General features: G+C 44.8%; 16 protein-coding genes. 7 read left to right on the plus strand and 9 right to left on the minus strand.

Going from position 1 to position 17,715, the window contains the following annotated elements; translation table 11 throughout:
- Positions 1-157 precede the first annotated feature (157 nt).
- Entirely contained in the window at positions 158-406 is a 249-nt protein-coding gene (locus IQ270_RS12785) for a hypothetical protein (RefSeq protein WP_193973581.1), read from the minus strand.
- A gap of 61 nt (positions 407-467) precedes the next feature.
- Positions 468-8,903, minus strand: coding sequence for a PA14 domain-containing protein (locus IQ270_RS31005; RefSeq protein WP_228056310.1), 8,436 nt, complete (start codon positions 8,901-8,903; stop codon positions 468-470).
- A gap of 527 nt (positions 8,904-9,430) precedes the next feature.
- Between IQ270_RS31005 and IQ270_RS12820 the strand changes: the two genes are divergently transcribed.
- The 3 genes from IQ270_RS12820 to ruvC all read left to right on the plus strand — a co-directional run bounded on the left by IQ270_RS12820 (position 9,431) and on the right by ruvC (position 11,623).
- Positions 9,431-9,760, plus strand: a complete 330-nt coding sequence (locus IQ270_RS12820; protein WP_228056311.1) for a DUF4926 domain-containing protein — start codon at positions 9,431-9,433, stop codon at positions 9,758-9,760.
- Positions 9,761-9,821: 61 nt separating this feature from the next.
- The gene (gene bchI, locus IQ270_RS12825) at positions 9,822-10,952 is read left to right on the plus strand and encodes a magnesium chelatase ATPase subunit I (RefSeq protein ID WP_339384147.1); all 1,131 of its coding nucleotides are present in this window, start codon (positions 9,822-9,824) and stop codon (positions 10,950-10,952) included.
- Positions 10,953-11,089: 137 nt separating this feature from the next.
- Complete coding sequence (gene ruvC / locus IQ270_RS12830; RefSeq protein WP_193973583.1) at positions 11,090-11,623, plus strand: crossover junction endodeoxyribonuclease RuvC; 534 nt, start codon at positions 11,090-11,092, stop codon at positions 11,621-11,623.
- A 62-nt stretch (positions 11,624-11,685) separates the two neighbouring features.
- On the opposite strand, the gene IQ270_RS12835 is transcribed toward ruvC, so the two are convergent.
- Genes IQ270_RS12835 through IQ270_RS31020 form a run of 4 tightly spaced genes read right to left on the minus strand, consistent with a single transcriptional unit; the run spans position 11,686 to position 12,895 of the window.
- Positions 11,686-12,255 (minus strand): Uma2 family endonuclease, encoded by a 570-nt coding sequence (locus IQ270_RS12835; protein WP_193973584.1) that lies wholly within the window; start codon positions 12,253-12,255, stop codon positions 11,686-11,688.
- Positions 12,256-12,314: 59 nt separating this feature from the next.
- On the minus strand, positions 12,315-12,485 hold the full coding sequence (locus IQ270_RS31010) for a tetratricopeptide repeat protein (protein WP_339384148.1): 171 nt from the start codon (positions 12,483-12,485) through the stop codon (positions 12,315-12,317).
- A gap of 2 nt (positions 12,486-12,487) precedes the next feature.
- Entirely contained in the window at positions 12,488-12,676 is a 189-nt protein-coding gene (locus IQ270_RS31015; RefSeq protein WP_228056312.1) for a tetratricopeptide repeat protein, read from the minus strand.
- Positions 12,677-12,895 (minus strand): tetratricopeptide repeat protein, encoded by a 219-nt coding sequence (locus IQ270_RS31020; protein WP_228056313.1) that lies wholly within the window; start codon positions 12,893-12,895, stop codon positions 12,677-12,679.
- A 332-nt stretch (positions 12,896-13,227) separates the two neighbouring features.
- Here IQ270_RS31020 and IQ270_RS12845 point away from each other — a divergent pair, with 332 nt between their 5' ends.
- Positions 13,228-13,602 carry a hypothetical protein gene (locus IQ270_RS12845; RefSeq protein WP_193973585.1) on the plus strand — a complete coding sequence of 125 codons (375 nt, stop codon included), beginning with the start codon at positions 13,228-13,230 and terminating at the stop codon, positions 13,600-13,602.
- Positions 13,603-13,692: 90 nt separating this feature from the next.
- On the opposite strand, the gene IQ270_RS12850 is transcribed toward IQ270_RS12845, so the two are convergent.
- Entirely contained in the window at positions 13,693-13,959 is a 267-nt protein-coding gene (locus IQ270_RS12850) for a hypothetical protein (RefSeq protein WP_193973586.1), read from the minus strand.
- A gap of 253 nt (positions 13,960-14,212) precedes the next feature.
- Between IQ270_RS12850 and IQ270_RS12855 the strand changes: the two genes are divergently transcribed.
- From IQ270_RS12855 to IQ270_RS12865, 3 genes are all read left to right on the plus strand, one after another.
- Positions 14,213-15,433: a hypothetical protein gene (locus tag IQ270_RS12855; RefSeq protein WP_193973587.1), complete on the plus strand. Its 1,221-nt coding sequence runs from the start codon at positions 14,213-14,215 to the stop codon at positions 15,431-15,433.
- Positions 15,434-15,539: 106 nt separating this feature from the next.
- Positions 15,540-15,773 carry a hypothetical protein gene (locus IQ270_RS12860; protein WP_193973588.1) on the plus strand — a complete coding sequence of 78 codons (234 nt, stop codon included), beginning with the start codon at positions 15,540-15,542 and terminating at the stop codon, positions 15,771-15,773.
- A 112-nt stretch (positions 15,774-15,885) separates the two neighbouring features.
- Entirely contained in the window at positions 15,886-16,527 is a 642-nt protein-coding gene (locus IQ270_RS12865; RefSeq protein ID WP_193973589.1) for a restriction endonuclease subunit R, read from the plus strand.
- A 286-nt stretch (positions 16,528-16,813) separates the two neighbouring features.
- Here the strand turns inward: IQ270_RS12865 and IQ270_RS12870 are convergent, their stop codons facing one another.
- Positions 16,814-17,149: a ribulose bisphosphate carboxylase small subunit gene (locus IQ270_RS12870; RefSeq protein WP_193973590.1), complete on the minus strand. Its 336-nt coding sequence runs from the start codon at positions 17,147-17,149 to the stop codon at positions 16,814-16,816.
- A gap of 49 nt (positions 17,150-17,198) precedes the next feature.
- Positions 17,199-17,612: a chaperonin family protein RbcX gene (locus IQ270_RS12875; RefSeq protein WP_193973591.1), complete on the minus strand. Its 414-nt coding sequence runs from the start codon at positions 17,610-17,612 to the stop codon at positions 17,199-17,201.
- Positions 17,613-17,715 lie beyond the last annotated feature (103 nt).

The raw sequence follows: 17,715 nt of genomic DNA on the forward strand, positions 1-17,715 counted from the left end.
GCTTTATGTTGACATTGAATAAGTAATCGAGCTTGCGATCGTTAATGATGCAGGGTGTTTTTGCGTCGGTGGGTCGATCGGATTGTGTCAATGGCTGATTTTTAAAATATAGATTTTGGGAATTGTAAGATTATATCATTTTGGCAGTTTTTTCATCCTACAGCACGATCGCACTCACAACCCCAAAAAGGCGATCGCACGTTTTGACAAATTCCAAAAGGGATCTCGACCTTCGCGCGTGAAAAAGGAGGTAAGGGCGATCGCACTTGAGAAAGAGGAGGAAAGAGCGATCGACCTTAGTTGAGAAATGGGAATTAAGGGCGATCGACCTTTCTATGAAAAAAGAGCGATCGACCTCTCGGATAGTGGAGGTAGGGCGATCTGGCTCATCAAGCAAGCGAGTCAAAATCAGGAGATTATAGTAATCAGAAGGTAGGCAATGCCCACCATACTAAGCCCTACCAAGACTATTGATACAACTTAACCAATCCTTTCCTTACTGCATCTTGGAACACATTTGGTATATAAAGCCGACCACTGTTAGCCGGAGATTGAGGAGCAGAAGGATTAGACATATCAACGTATGCTCGGCCATTATGAACTTCTACATGAGTGTGAGCGCCATAACTTGTACCTGTGTTACCCTGTTTTCCTATTAGGTCCCCTGCAGCTATTGTTTTACCCTTCCAACTTTCATTAATTGAGCCTTCTGCAAGATGCCAGTAAATGAATGTTTTGTCAAGCTCCTTGTTGTAAATAGCAACCGTTCCATTATATCCCCAAGACTTAGAAGCAACTTCTTTGCCATTTTTTGCTTCAATCACTTCGCCGCCAACTAAAGCATGCAAATTGCCATCTGCATCTCCATCTGTGGAATCAATGGAGTAACGATTTTTGTGGGGCCAGTCGTATTCAGAACTAACTATGTTGCCAACATTGTCTTGGTACAAAGCATTCAAGTAATCAGACTCTTTGTAAATGTAATTGGGATTAGGTTTAGATGAATTTTCACCATTAGAGTTACTCGAATATCGATAAACAGTTGCTGTTTGACCATCGCCAGTAATGTAACCTCCTTCAAAGTTTTGACGAGTAACTCCTCCTTCCTCAAAAGGATCGCTAGTGGGATAACCTAACCAACCGGGGGCACCGTTGTCGGTGTTACGGTAAGCTTCCCAAATTTTGCCAGAAACATAATAGAACACCGTCGTATTGTGACGCCGCATCAGGAGGCCCCAACCATTCGCCCCGCCATCGAAATCTTGAACAACACCATTACCCCACAAATGAACGTTATTAGTCGGTACGCCAACTCGATCGTAGCCGCCATGTTTGTTAAAAGCATCAGGCAATTCTACGCTCGGGTTATTGTTATCATCAAGAGCGACAACAAAATCAGAAGCTTTCTCCATGCGAAGTTGAGCCGTTGCACCGCCACCATACTCCCGATATTTCAATTGCACTGGATATTGACCGGGTTGAGTAAAAGTCCCGTAGCCAGTTGTCCGCGTTGCAACTTCTATCATCTTGTCAATGGGTGCTTGACCGTTAACTTCCACTTGAAAACCGTCATCGTGGTTGCCAACAAAGCGATAGGTTCCTCGATCGAACGGTCGATTTGTTGTCCAGCGCACCGAGAAATTATCAGCTTGCACCCCAGGTGCAGGACTGCCCAAATCCCAAGATTTATCCAAATTGCCGGCTGAAGAACTATCACCTCGAACTACTGCAGGAGCGCCCGCCCAATCTCGGTTATTGAAATATTCCCCGCGCCAACTATCAGCAGGAATTGTCAAACTCTTGTTGAAATATTCATAGTAAGTGGGATTCGTCATTCCCGGTGCCCAGAACAACTTTCCATTCGGCAACTCAAGCTCATAAGCGCCATTACCCACATCTTTCTGAGAAGATAAAGGATAGCCCAAAGCATTCGGGCCGCCAGCTTCTTGGTAAGCCTCCCACAACTTGCCGAATACATAGCTGACAGTGGGACTGCCAGCTTCTTTCAACAAAGCTCCCCGCCCTAAAGTACCGCGAAATTCTTGAATCTTATTGCTCAAAGGGTTGGGCAATAATTGATTGATCGGAACTCCGATCGCGCTGGCACCTAGCTTATTTGCTAAATCATTGTAAGTAGCTTGCAAAGCAGGATCGATCGGGTAATTAAGGCTATTAGGAGAGTAATCCCAATCTAAATTCAGATAAGCTGGTGCGACATCTTCCGAGTGTTCGACTTGCAGCGTATGCAGTCCAGCCGGGAGAGTAATTTCTACTTCGTGACCGTCAAAAGGCGCATTGTTCCAGCGATCGATTACCTTTTCACCGTTAATATACAATCGCGCCCCGTCATCAGCTTGCAACTTAAACTTATAAGTGCCAGCAGGCAATTGCCGGTGAGTTGTCAGTCGCGATGAGAAATTATCTCTTTGAATTCGGCTGTCAGGGCTACCCTCACCCCAGTTTAAATTCAATCCTGCGGTAGTAGAACCGTCCGTGCGATTTACAGCAGGTGCTCCGGCTAAATCTCGATTATTGAAATACTCAGCAACCCAAGGTTCCTGTTGAACTAAACCGATGACACCTGGAACGGGTATTGGCGAAAATTGTAACTTCTGCCAACTCAGTTTATTTGATGCAGCACCAGCATTTTCAAAATGCTCCACCCGAATTCTGTGATAGCCTTTATCGAGTGACACCAGCATTTCATTGTTAGCAAATGCTTGTTCTTGCCACTTATCAATGACCAACTTATCATCCACCCATACCCGGACACCATCATCGGCTTGACTGGTAAACTTGTAAATTCCCGCTGAATCGAAATAGCGAGTTGTTGACCAACGATCTGAAAAATCATCATCTCCAATCGGAACGCCCCCCTCATGGCTGTTTCCCCAATCTTTATCTAAGAAACTCGTTCCACCACCGCGATTTCCAGCGAAGTTTTTATCATTTAGATCCTTACCTCGGTAGAACTCGCCAGCCCATTCTTTGGGAGGATTAGCTTGTTCCCACTTCAGCGTATTAGCTGCCACATCACCATGCTCAAAATACTCCACCATGACCTGATGGTATCCAGGCTCAATAGCTGTGAAAGCTGTTTTTGTTTCAGAGGCTGAATCTTTCCATTTGTCAATAGTCAGTTTGCCGTCAACATAAACCCGCACTCCATCATCAGCTTGATTGATAAAGTTGTAGATGCCACCGTCAAAATAGCTAGTGGTAATCCAACGCCCGCCGAAATTATCCTCTTTAATTCCTCTGGTATTGGGCGGCGCTCCTTCACCAGCGGCAAACCGCAATTCACCTTTTTGTTCGTATTGTGACCACTGCGGAGAACCAACTAAATTCTTATTGTTCCAATACTGACCGTGCCAGTCCGAAGTGCTGCCTTGACCGCTATCCGGTGGCAATTTTTCTATTGCTTTAGTATCGTAAGCAATCGTCGGCATTCCCTCCTTATAAAGAATGTAACCTCCTTCAAAATTCTGAATTATCCAACCGTCACCCAGACCTATTTCACCGCTAGTGGGGAATCCTAAAAAGCTGTTTTCTGCGCCTAGCTCGAAATATTTCCCAGCCATGCCGCCAAAGATAGGAAATGTGCCATTGTTAGACTTGAGAATGGCACCGCCTTGGAAATTTTGTCGTTGGCCAGACTTAGTGAAGTAGCGATCGGAAATCGGGTGTTTTAAAATACCGTCAGCACCACCCGTTGCTAAAAGAGTTGTCCAGAAATCGTTGCCAACCCAGTAAGAATTATCGTTGGCGTGTGACTTCATAATCCCGCCTTTGCCGTCAGATCCTCCCTCAAAGTCCTGAATATAACCTTGGCCCCAAGCATGGACGTTATTAATTGGATAGCCGAGTTTGGAAATTGCGCCGTTGCGCTGGTAAGTATTGACATAAGTGCCGTGAACTGCTCCGCCACCGTAACCTACCGGGCGCAATTCACCCGTCCAATCTTTTAGAAGATTTGACGCTACCCAGCGGAGATTATTAACTGCAAGTCCACCATTTTCAAAGTATTCAACAACTACTTTATGTTGACCTTTTGGTACGGCAACAAAAGCATCGTTGCGAGAAGGATTTTCTTTCCAATTGTCAACAACTTTGACACCATCAATGTAAACTCTGACTCCATCATCTGCCTCACTGATGAAGTTATAAAAACCGCCTTCAAAATTGCTAGTAGTTTCCCAGCGGGCTGAAAAACCGTCAGCAGGAATTCCCACAGTCCCAGATGGAACTCCCGCAGCAGAAAATCGCAATTCTCCCGGCGGTTCGGCGCGAGTAAAAGTTGGATTGCCTGAAAGATTTTTGTTATTCCAAAATTGCACTTGCCACTCCCCATTGCTGCCGTGAGGCGACGGCAATACTATAACGGGCTTTGGAACCGGAACTGGCAGCAATGGCAACGCACTCGAACCCAAAGCGTACCAACTTTGCTGCCCGTTTGGCTGCACCATCAAATATCCGTTCTGGTAGTAGTGAGTGGTTACTTGATTGCTGACTACTGTCTTTATAAACGAGCCTGCATTAGCTGGCACTTTTCCTTGTCCGGGTAAAAGGGCAGGGGGGAGAGGTTGTGGCGGCGCTTGAACAGGTGGCAGCGGAGTAGATCCGGGTGCATTCCCGTTAACAATTGCACTTGCTATCCAGTTATTTGTACCAGCAATCCGATACCAACGCTCATCAGGAGTTCCTAATTGCTCGTCAGGAATGCGCTCCCCATAAGTCCAGCCGTCAAATTGGATAGTTGCTTGATAAGGATAGCCACCTAGTCTCGTAAAATTAGTCCCGGGGCCCGATCGTACATTTACACCAATTGTTGCCATCACCCAAGCAGAAAAGTTGGCTGATTCGACAGTGGGCCAGAAGGGACTAGCAGCAGCTCGTTCGCTAGGCGTTACCTTCCCTTCACCGATCCAAGTATCAGGAACTAACATTGCTGATATGTCGTACTCTTGCGGTATTGTAGTTAGAGCCAAAGCGACAGCAGCTTCTAAATTCACCACTCCACCACCCGTCTCGCCATCCCAATTGGGAGTCTTTAAATCAGTGGCAGTATCCTTGATAATTTGAATCACTTGGCGATAGTTCAAACTAGGATTTGCAGCCCATACTTGAGAAACAGCACCCGTTACCTTCGCCGTCGCTACCGAAGTCCCTGCCATGAAGCCAACTCCATCTCCAACTGTGGATAATTCGGGATAGTCAACAGTTCCTCCAGGAGCTAAGATATCTAAACCTTGACCGTAGCTGGAATAGTCGGCGCGATCGTAAGCCTTAGAAAGTGCAATTTCATCATTAATCCGTTCCGCCGCACCGACAGTAATAATGTTGTCAAATTCTTGAGAAGCTTGACCCAAAGCTGACATGACACTGCCGTCATTTCCTGCTGCTACTGCAAGCAATACATTATGTTGGCGAGCATACTCAATTGCAGCCCTTTCCGCCGGTGTAAATTCATAGCGAGTTCTCAGGCTTTCGTCGGAATTAATTTGAATCAGATCCATACTCAAATTAATCACTCCATTCTTTTTCCCAGAAGTCTTGACAAAATCAACATATTCAACTAGCGAATCTGCCCATTTCCCAGAACCGATCGCCCTTCCTGCCCAAATTGGCGCTTTTTCATTAACGCCGTTAATCCCAACACCATTGTTTTGAGTGGCGGCAATAATTCCCAAAACATGAGTGCCGTGTTCGTTACCTTTCCCAGGCTCGATTCTGGGGTCAGCATCGCCATCTACTTTGTCTTGTCCCCAGGTAATTCGCGAGTAGTCAATATCGGGATTGTTGCCCGCAAATCCCGTGTCAATCACTCCGATTATCGGTTGATTTTCAGCAGGGAAATCAAACTGTGACGCATCAATTGACTGCAACGGCGGCTGGATGGGCGGTTGAATTAGTCGATCGACCGTTTCTTCTAACCGCGAAACTAAAGTCACTGTATTATCCGAAACAGGCGTTGATTCATTAAAACTCATCAACCTTTGAACCACGCTTTCCAAACGCGCAATCAAAGTCTCATTGCTGCTATTCCCACCCGGATCGTCGGCACTTCCCAAGTTAGTCAAACTTTGTTTCATGCTTTCCAATCGCGCTATCAAATTGGCAGAAAGAGAATAATCTACTTCAGAACTAGCAGGAAAACTATCAACAAATGGCTGGGGATTTTCAGCAATAGTGGAATCATCCTCAGTTGATTCTTCAACTATCGGCAAAGTCGGCAACGACTCTTTGGGAATCACCACATCACTAACAGCCGCAGTCTCAGAAAATATATCCTTCGTCTGCAACTCTTCACCTTTGTTAGTAGTCGTCACTGGCATCATTTCCAGATTGGTCTCTTTCGCCGGCAAAGATGGCTTAACTTCAGCAGTCTCTTTAGTCTCAATCGCCGCTGTTGGCTGACTTTCCTTCGCCAACTCTACAGGATTTGTGACTATAACAACTTTAGTAGTTTCAGTTTTCTCTACCTCAGTTACTACCGCTGACTGCGATTCCTCTTTCGCCTTGATTTCCGCTGGCAAAACTTCCGGCTGCGATTCCTCTTTTACCTTGATTTCCGCTGGCAAAACTTCCGGCTGTGATTCCTTTTCTACCTTGATTTCCGCAGGCAAAACTTCCGGCTGCGATTCCTTTTCTACCTTAATTTCCGCTGGCAAAACTTCCGGCTGCGATTCCTTTTCTACCTTGATTTCCGCGGGTAAAACTTCCGGTTTTGTCTCTACTTTATCAGTTTGTATCGTTGCAGCAACTTCCGTATCAGCAGTAGATGTATCTGGCAAAGTTGTCGCCGCTGGCGCTTCAGTAACTTTGTCTTCTACCTCACTTACCTCAGTCGAAACAGGCGTTTTTTCAACTGGCGATTTCTCAGTCGGATCTGCCGCAGTTTCCTTGTCAGCAGTTGTGGCAATTGTCGGATTAGCTTCTACTTTCTCAGTTGTTTCAACTTTTGTTGATTCGCCACTATTAGTTGCAGAATCTTTGGCTTTATCCTCTGTTTTTCCTGGCGGCATCGAAATTATTTCATTCTTGCCGGAATCCTCAGTATCTTTCTCAGTACCCGCAGTTGGTTGAGTATCTCTCGGATTCTCTTTATCAGAAAGAGATGGATTCAAAATCTCCTTTTCTAACTCATCAATTGCATCCGATACTTCCCCTTCTAAATTCGGTTTTGGTTCTGGTTCCGGGGTAATGTAAGGTTTCGCATAAGCAATAATTGCCTTGCCTAAATCCGAACCGCGCCACTCTTTATCAGGATCGATCGCACTATCCAACAAAGCAGCTTTTGCCGTCGCACCCCGCACTTGGAAAATGATATCATTATAATCTTTATCACTCCCTCCATCTAACCGCATATCCTCCATCACAAACGTATTGCCTTCCCCCGTCATATCGGCAATTTGACCAAAGTGAAATCCCTCCACAGGATTCGCCATTGCCATAGAAAACAAAGGACGCCCGGCACCGCCAGCAGTCGGATTGTCGAACACAGACTTGACACTACCGTTGGGAACCAACATCACTCCATATTTGCCCCCAGCATTAACTGCAAAACTCTTGACTCCTAAGTAGACTCCTTCATTGGCATTAGCTTCTCCTAACTCACCAGCAAAACGTGCACCTTCTGTAGCATCATTAATCACTACATGACCTTTCACAGAGTTACTTAAAGAACGTGCAGCTACTTCTTTGATGAAGGCTTCCGAACCCGCTTCAAATTTCTCTAAATCGTCCAAACTGAAAAAAGCCAACTCACCTTGGAAAAACCCACCGTCAAAGGTGTAGTCTACACTAATCCGACCAGTTGCATCGGTAGTAAATACCCCCGATGTAAAGGGAGAGATTAACTTTTTCTCGGTAGTCGTTTCTAGTTCTTTTGTGGTTTCAGCAGTCGCAATTGAAGTATTTTCATTGTCTGTTTTGGTATCGTCACCGTTGGTTTCAGTATTTTTTTCGTCCTCTGGCTTGCTGGCATCTGGGGAACCAGTAACTGATTTTTCGGGAGTTTTTGATGTTGTTTCAACCGCAGTTTCAGAATCTGTTGCAGGTTTTTCTGGTTCAGAGGTTAAAGCTGTTTCGGAGGTTGGGGAAACTGGTTTTTCGGGAGTTTCTGATGTTGCTTCTGTTGGAGGTTCAGTAGCGGCAGCAGGTTTTTCTGGTGCGGATGTTAAAGCTGTTTCGGAGGTTGGGGAAACTGGTTTTTCGGGAGTTTCGGAGGTTGTTTCAACCGCAGGTTCAGAATTTGTTGCAGGTTTTTTTGGTGCGGATATTGAAGCTGTTTCGGAGGTTGGGGAAACTGGTTTTTCGGGAGTTTCGGAGGTTGTTTCAACCGCAGGTTCAGTAGCTGTTGCAGGTTTTTCTGGTTCAGATGTTAAAGCTGTTTCGGAGGTTGGGGAAACTGGTTTTTCGGGAGTTTCTGATGTTGCTTCCGCTGTGACATTCTTGTCATCAGCAGCATCTCCTGTAATGACATCTTTATTAGCAGCAGTCGGTTTGTCCGCAGTTGTGGCGCTGTTTGAGGAAAGTGGATCGTCTGATTTTGCACCGGTGAGAGTGTCTTCGGATGATTTTTGAGTGTTAGTTGGTGCTAAATTCAGCGTGTATTTGATGTCGCCGGTGACTTGCAAAACTTTGAGTGTATAGTCTCCCGCTACTAAACTGTCAGCGCTAATTGTTTCTGCACCGGTTCCCGCGTTGGTGGAACTGTAAAGTGTTTCGCCGCTATCGTTTAATAAAACGATGTCGGCATTTCCGCTTAAACCGTCGATCGCAAATTTGAAGCTTCCCGGACTGTTAATCTTAAATTTGTAAAGGTCGTAGATATTTGTAGTGTCAACGCTACCTGTGTAGCTGTTGCTGTCAGTCAATGCCCCGATGTTAAGTTCAGCCATTGGTACCCCTGAAAAATAGTTGGTTGAATTCGCCCTCAAAGATATATCTGGGGAAAGTTGAGGGTTTTATGCGAAATCCGGGAAATCGTTACATAAGTTTATATTTGGGGGCTCACGCCCAAAGTTAAGTTCAGTCAAACTACCCCGGAAACATAGTTGGCTGAATACGCCCTCAAAGATATATCTGGGGAAAGTTGAGGGTTTTATGCGAAATCCGGGAAATCGTTACATAAGTTTATATTTGGAGCCGCTCGCCCTTTCTTTCGTGCGTCACTACCAAAGAAACCGGGTTTGTGCTGGAGTCTGTGCGTCGTAGCGAGGTATTGTCGAAAAAACCCGGTTTCTGACTGCCCGTGCGTCTGGGGCTGTAAAATTGAAAGTTGATCGGAGGTAAGCGCGATCGTGCCAGAATTATTTGATGCAGTCGAATTATTAGTGATATCGTTTCCGGTTGCATCGGAATGATTTAACCACAGAGAGCGCAGAGAACACAGAGGAAGACAAGAGAGAGAGATGAATACAGAACGATGAAGCGCGGATTTGATCTGACTCGATTTTGTAATTCCGATGCTACCGGATTTGATATGAAATTGCCGGAAACAAATTTGCAAGCAGGTATTAGAGGGGCAATTGTTGATTGTTATTGTGATGGAACTTATGAGGTAGAATTTAGCGATCGCTATGGCGAAACAATAGCTTTGTGTACTCTATCGCCAGAGCAATTTTTAGTTGTTTGGAAGACGAAAGAAAGACGTTGGCTGTCTGTATCTGAGCTATTAGCTGCGATGGTTGAACGTTTTTCAGATGAACGCCAGCAACAGGTTTTAGAGTTGGCGCGTTCTTGGTCTCAGAAATAGTGAATAGATTGTTGTCCGCCTGTATGTCACAATAGAGGACTGTCATTAGAGTAAAGAATTTATTGTGAGTCCTACTGCCGAAGTCAGCAATACCGTAAATGCGGGCGTCCTACCAACAGTTACCGCAGCCCGCCGCCCTGTGTTTCCCTTCACCGCGATTGTCGGCCAGGAAGAGATGAAACTGGCGCTGCTGTTGAATGTCATCGATCCGAAAATTGGCGGCGTGATGATTATGGGCGATCGGGGTACTGGCAAATCTACCACAATCCGCGCCCTCGCTGACTTGCTGCCGGAAATTGAGGTGGTAGCTGACGATCCTTTTAACAGTCATCCCACCGATCCGGATTTGATGAGCGATGAGGTGCGCGATGCCCTATGGGATAGCTCCGCTTCACGCACTTTAGCTCAAACAGACATTAAAATCGCCCGCAAAAAAGTACAAATGGTAGACTTGCCACTCGGCGCTACCGAAGACCGAGTTTGCGGTACGATCGACATTGAGAAAGCTCTCTCGGAAGGAGTTAAAGCTTTTGAACCCGGCCTTTTAGCTAAAGCCAACCGTGGCATTCTTTACGTCGATGAAGTCAATTTGCTCGACGATCATTTAGTCGATGTTTTGCTTGACTCCGCCGCCAGCGGTTGGAACACAGTTGAACGCGAAGGTATTTCCATCCGCCACCCAGCTAAGTTTATTTTAATCGGTTCTGGCAACCCAGAAGAAGGAGAATTGCGGCCGCAGTTGCTCGATAGATTTGGGATGCACGCCGAAATTCGGACTGTCAAAGACCCGAATTTAAGAGTAGAAATTGTCGAACAGCGATCGAGTTTTGACCAAAATCCGGCGGAGTTTCTGTCGAAATATCAGCACGAACAAGACGATATGCAGGAGAAGTTGGTGGAGGCCCAAGAAAGGCTGAAATCGGTAAATCTCGATCGCGATTTGCGAGTAAAAATCTCCCAGGTTTGCGCTGAATTGGACGTAGACGGACTGCGGGGCGACTTGGTCACAAATCGGGCCGCGAAAGCTTACACCGCCCTAGAATGCCGCACAGAGGTCACTGTGGACGATATTCGCAAGGTGATGACTCTGTGTCTGCGCCACCGATTGCGGAAAGATCCGCTAGAATCAATAGATTCGGGTTATAAAGTGACCAAAGTGTTCGATCGGGTATTCGGCCTAGAAACCAGTTGATAATCAGGACAATCGTCCTCAAATCAGAATAACTCTTAGTCCGCGAAGGCGGACTTTGTTTGTGTAGCCCCGAATTCCATTCGGTGGGGCTAATTAATAACGCGGGGTTAAAATTAGGTTTTTAAGCCTAATAATAAATGAACAAGATAATTTTAGGATTAGATCCGGGCTTAGCAAGCCTCGGCTACGGCGCAATTTCCTGTCATGTTGTCCCCGGAAAACAAGACGAAAATACTGTCTCTTTGATTGATTGCGGCGTGATTAAAACAACACCCAAACAAGAAATGGGACAGCGCCTGAAAACAATCTACGAAGATTTGCACGAGGTAATTGAACAAATAAAACCAGATTTGGCAATTGCTGAAAAACTGTTCTTTTACAAAATGGGAAACACCATCCTTGTAGCCCAAGCGCGGGGCGTTTTGACGCTAGTATTAGCGCAGTGTGGAGTGCCGCTGTTCGAGTTTACCCCAGCGCAAATCAAAAAAGCATTAACTGGGCGCGGGAATGCTGACAAATCGGAAGTACAAGAAGCTGTAGCCCGAGAGTTGGAGTTGGGTTATATTCCGAAACCGGACGATGCGGCGGATGCTTTGGCGGTGGCTTTGACTGGTTGGTTTGATGATGATATTTGTCCGAAAAAAATCCCATTAGAAACCGTAAAAATTTAATCTTCCGTAGGGGCAATCCCCCCGTGGTTGCCCTAATTTCAATCGCCGATTCCAATCGCTATTCAAACCATCGGCAAATTCAAAACAAATCCCCGCAACACATCTTCACCCGACAAACTCACCGGAAACTGTACAATCTCCACCTCGCAATCAGCGCGATAAATTTCCACTTGTTCGTCTTGAGGATTAATCAGCCAACCCAAGCGCAAACCGCTGCTGATATATTCCTGCATTTTCTCCTGAAGCGGCCGCAGCGCATCTGTCCGCGATCGCAATTCTATCACAAAATCAGGACAAATCGGCGGAAACTTCTCCCTTTGTTCATCTGTCAAAGCCGACCATCTTTCCAAGCTAACCCAAGCCGCATCGGGAGAACGGTCTCCGTTATTTGGCAGCCTAAAAATTGTCGAAGAACTAAACACTCTTCCTAGCTGCGTTTGACGGTTCCACAAGCCCAAATCTGTAATTAAATCGGCTTCTCGATTGCCGCTGACTCCGCCTACTGGTGACATAATGATAATTTCTCCTTTAGCAGTCCTTTCAAATTGCCAATCTCGATTCTTCTGACACAAACGGTAAAACTGTTCGTCTGTTAGTTCGACAGTATCTAAGTTTAAAGTAACGGTTGTCATTGTTTTTAACTCCGTATAAAATTGCATTCTAATCTTTTGTACTAGAAGGATATCGATTCTTATAATCTTCCTAAATAACGCAGTGCAAGACCCCTACAGTACCAGGCTTTCTGATAATCTAGTTTGAATTCTAAGGCTTTGTCGAAGGACGCTATCGCTGCTTCTAATCTTTCTAAATTACCCAGTGCAATGCCCAGATTGTTCCAGGCTTCGTGTAAATCTGGTTTGATTGCTAAGGCTTTATCGCTTCTTCAAACCTTCCTAAATTATCCTGTGCAAGGCCTCTGTTGTTCCAATCGTCGTGTAAATCTGGTTTGATTGCTAAGGCTTTGTCGTAGGAGAATATCGGTTTTTTAAATCTTCTTAAATTACGCAGTGCCTTGCCCCGATTGTACCAGGGTGCGTCATTATTTGGTTGCAATTATAAGGCTTTATCGTAGAAGGCGATCGCATCTTCAAAATCCCCTAAATTATATTGCTCATTACCTCTATTGTACCACACTTTAGCCTCTCTATCGACTTCCTCTACTCCCTCACCTTTCTCAACATCAGTCAAAGTTGAAGGAACACCCATCGGGGGCGATGGGGCATTAGAATCCTGGGGAGAAGTTTTGAGGAATCGCCAGATTTTATCTAACATTGGTGAGATGGTGAGGCGGTTTATTTTTGTTATTGTAGCAGGAATTGTAGGGATTTGTTATCACCTTGAACACCAGGCGGTTGAAACCGCGTCTTGTCAAACAATGTCCGCCGGATGCCGACTAAGAGATCGGAGATATTTGAGAGAGAACCAGGCGATTGAAACCAGAGAACCAGGCGGTTGAAACCGCGTCTTGTCAAACAATGTCCGCCGATGCCGACTAAGAGATCGGAGATATTTGAGTTATTCTCCCAACCCAAAACAAAAAAATGCTATAATATCAACTCTAACTCCTCAACTTGTCCCGCCAACAAAGCACCAACCAAAATAATATGGTGATTATTACTTCCCAAGAAATTGCCAGATTTCGCTCCGAATTAGCCGAATATCCCGAAGCCCTAAAAGCCCTCGACGAAATCGAAGATTGCGAGGGGAGTATCGAAGATGCAGCAATATCTCTGGCAATTCAAGCCGGACAAGAACCGAACATTTCGGAAAAGTGGCTGGACGGATTGGCAAAAAGATGCCGCGTTGCTATCTGCAAATCTGAGGTCAAAGAAGAGTTGACAAACGGACAATTGAATGCTGCTTTTAGAGATTTAGTCGCCGCAAAAATTTGCCCGCAGATTTTGGTAACTTCCGTGATTATTTATGTATTTAAAACTGGGGTGAATGAGTTTTGCGAGCCTCTGGAATATAAACTGTAAAGCCATTGATGCAGTTAAAATCGCCCCGATTTCCTCAAACAGGATACAGCGAGGCGATTATTGCTTCCGATCGGCCGCGCGTACTTTTATCTATCCCTGTGCGCTGTACCCAGCCGGCACTAAATCTGGCGACAAGCCCAAAGATTTCCCCAGCAAACGAGCAAGTTGCACTAAAAAATTGGCAGTATCTTCGTCACCTTCCCGGGCCATTGAAGCAGATATTTGGATTAGCATCTGCACAAATCCCGCATCTATTAAATCGGAACAGGAACTCAAAACCTCTGGTTCTTGGCCGTTGGGACAAGTCAGCACTCGCTCGATCAAGTTCAAATAAGCCTCTTGGCGTTCTGGATTCATTTTGGGAGGATTTGTACACTAAATAATTTATTATTGCGTTTAACTCTGTTCTGTCAATCAGGCGATCGAATACAAGATCCCCGTCTTTCCTCTAGAATCTTTATTCCGTCTGGAACAGACAGAAGCTTAAAGAAAATCTTAAGTTTCTCAATGCTAGTTTGGTCGGGGTAAGCTGGTTGTGGCGCGCCCAAGTATTGCGAGTCAAGGCTTGCATCGCACGCCCTAGAATTCAAGGGAATTAGGAATCTACAAAATGAAAATAGGAATATTTTTAGGAAATCTCGGAAATCCCGCCATCTACTATCCCAAATTAGCCAAGATTACCGGCGGTGTCACAGCAAGTATTTTTCTGTGCCAATTATTTCAATGGCAATCTCAACTAAAAAAATCAGAATGGGTAACAACTAACTGCGATGAGATTGAAGCAGTCACTGGTTTAAATTGCGAAGAACAAGAATTAGCCATAAGTCAACTCAAAAGTCGATCGCTCCTCAAAGCAAAGTCAATTAATTACCACATATACACCTGGGAACTCTGGGCTGACATGGACGAATTCGAGTCAAAATTTAATAATTGCTTTACAGCAAATCCTGAAGATATCATAACACAAAGTCTCCCCAAAAGCTTGAATTATCCTGTAGACATAGTTGCTGATAATTCCTCATCAAATTCTAGTATTAAAACTGACAAATATTTCGGTCAACCCCGCCAGCAAATATCCGTTGCTGTCACCCCGAATTACCGATTTAGCGGGCCTTGGAACTCCCAAGAACAACTGCACAACTTTCAGCGAGCTTTAGAAGCCTATGCTCAAGAACGAAACTTAGGATTTGGCAATCCTTCGGGATGGGCATTTAAGATTATTGACAGCATCACAAAAGGCTTAGCTTCGACTTTTTGGGACGAATTTATCGCCGGCATTCCTTTGGGAGAAAGTCAGAAAGTTAAGCGAGATTGGGAAATTGCACCGGAAGTGCCTTATCCGGCGTTTGAAGAGGAGCGAATTCAGTATTACGTCCACAAGGGCGAACCGCTGGAAGCCGCAGTTTCTAAGGCTCGTGCTGACTTGAGAAATCCGGTGTTGGGGAAGGATTTGTGGGAGGGTTTTTTGCGAAAGTGCGATCGGCTTGCGGATGATGCGCTCAAAGCAAAACAGCAGGGGGTTGACACACCATATTTGCCGTCTTCCTTCAACGAAAAACCGCAAATCACCAAGGATAGCGTGATGCGGAAATTAGGGGCGATCGCGCCACAATTTGCCCTGAATCAATCGACATCTGATCCGATGCCAGAACCGCCAAAACTAGAACAAAAAGAGCCGCCAACCGCCGACGAAATTCCCAGTATTTCTGCTTTGCAAAAAGCTTACAACACTCCTCTCGGTCGCAGTATAATTGAAAAACAAATCGCTGCGAATCCAGACTGGGGCTACGAAATAGTAGACGGTGAAATTGTAGAGTCTATCCCTTTTTAGCAAAAAGATTGGACGCAATCGGCGCAATTAGTAGGGTGCGTCAGTTGGAAAAACTAGATTTTTTATACTAAACTCAAGACTGACGCACCATACAAGCTAAGCAATTATGAAACGAATTAGCGAGATTAGTCCCCTGGGAGAAGAGCGACCAAATCCTTCGGAGGAAGAGAGGGAACAACTGCGGCGAGAAAGGTTGCAGCGAGAAAGAAATGAGGGATATCAAAAGTTAGTTGAACTCTGCAATTTGGGCGAATATGACATGGCCCAGCAGTTGGCAAATCGACATTTTAATTGGGGTTATGAAATAGTTAATGGGATTGTAATGGAGAAGATAGATTAGATATTACCCAAAGTCAGGACACGGCAGTGCCGTATCCTCCTTATCTTGTGCAAGTTGATCACCACAATCTCTATGTTACAATTATAACTAAAACTTAAATAACTATTAAAATATGACGACAACTATTATTAACGCCAAAAACCTAACATTAGCAGAAGTACACCGTCTGTTCGGCTTTCAAAAACAGTACAATAACTCCTTTACCTCTCTGCTATCCCTTGAAGATATCACAGAACACGAACAGCAGGAACTTATACAAATTAGGGATGATTTCGATGACTATATTTCCACGGATCGAGTTTCTGAAGGACTGGTAAAAGCTCTGACTACTTTTCCCCTAATGCGATTGGCTGGCTTCTACCGCCGCCCGATTAAAATTAGTTTAGAACAAGATATCGCCGAAATTAGCATTGAAGATGAAGATACTATCATTAAAGGACGGTTTGATATCTTGGCTGTCAACAGGATAAAACCTATCAGAAGCGATACATATTTTTGGGTTTTGGTGATTGAAAGTAAAAATTCTGGAATCAACGCATTGATGGGTTTATCCCAATTGCTAACCTATGCTTATCAAAATTTAAAATATCAAGACACAATCTGGGGGTTGACAACAAACGGAATGCACTATCAGTTCGTGAATATTCAGGCGGGGCATAACCCAACCTATCAGCTATTGCCTTTGCTAAACCTGATGGATCCCGAACCTTCAATTTTGTTGCTGCAAGTTTTAAAAGCTATTTGTAAGCTGTAGATGAAGGAAGAAGGAAGAAGGAAGAAGGAAGAAGGATGAAGGAAGAAGGATGAGGGAAGAAGGATGAAGGAAGAAGGATAAAGATACATCTTGCTTTGATTCGGAGACTCTCTTGAAATTATCTGCGTTGATATGTGTTTATCTGCCTTTCATCTACGGTATATCTATCAATAAAAGATTTATCTAATAAGTCTAATCATCATCGCCCTAAAAAAATGAGGCGGGGAGAATTCCCTACCTCAATTTTTAGCTAACTTTTCCCCTAAAAAAATAGGGCTGTTAAAGCTTAGTAGCCTCTGGTGTTAGGCTTGTGGACGATGAAGCTGAGCACTTGGCACTGCTTCACGTTGTCAAAACCCATGACGCGGATGTAGCAAGTCGGGTTTTCTTGGCGACAAGCTTGAATTTCACTCATGATTTCTTGGACGCTGCGAGCACCAAACAAAGGCAACTTCCACAAAGTCCAGTAGCGCATTTGAGCGGCAGAACTTTCGTTGAATTCTACGCCGGGAATGTAGCCTTGATCTAGGATGTACTGGAGTTGCTTGGCAATTTGCGCGTCTGTCAGCGGGGGTAAATAGGACAGAGTTTCGTAACGACGCTCTTTGGGTAAAGTTTTCATTTTTTGTATCTCTAAGGTGTGTGTTCGATTCGCACTGGTGCGATCGCGATTAACTCGACAAATTATCCAGATTCGGTTCAGAATCTATTGAGGATGTTTCAGGATGACTGGTAGAAACAGACCAATTAAGTTGTGTAATTCGCTCTAAATGCTGGCGTCTGTGTTCCATATTTGACTGTTGAATGCCAGTACAAACCATTTCTGGCAAAAATTCTGTCACATCGTGAGCCAGATATTCTCGCACCGTCATGATCCGAAATCCTAAATCTTGATTTTCCCTCAGCAATTCTTGAATGTAAGCTTCTCCATCTTGGATTTTGCCCTTGGTGGAAAAGTCGTTCAACCAGATTGCTTGAGCCGGATTGGTTTCGCTCAACTGAGCGACCACAATCCTCACGGATTGGTAGGTTAGGTAACTTGCCAGCACCTTAGCGGTGTCTTTCGCAACTTGTTTGAGATCCATTTTTGACCCCAGCTCCCTCAAATTTGAGATTTTGGATTTTAGATGTTAGATGCAAACTTACTTGTAAATCTTCTTCAAAGATAAAGAGTTCCCAGCAAGTTTG

The organism is Microcoleus sp. LEGE 07076 (assembly GCF_015207455.1).
Lineage (GTDB): Bacteria > Cyanobacteriota > Cyanobacteriia > Cyanobacteriales > Microcoleaceae > Microcoleus.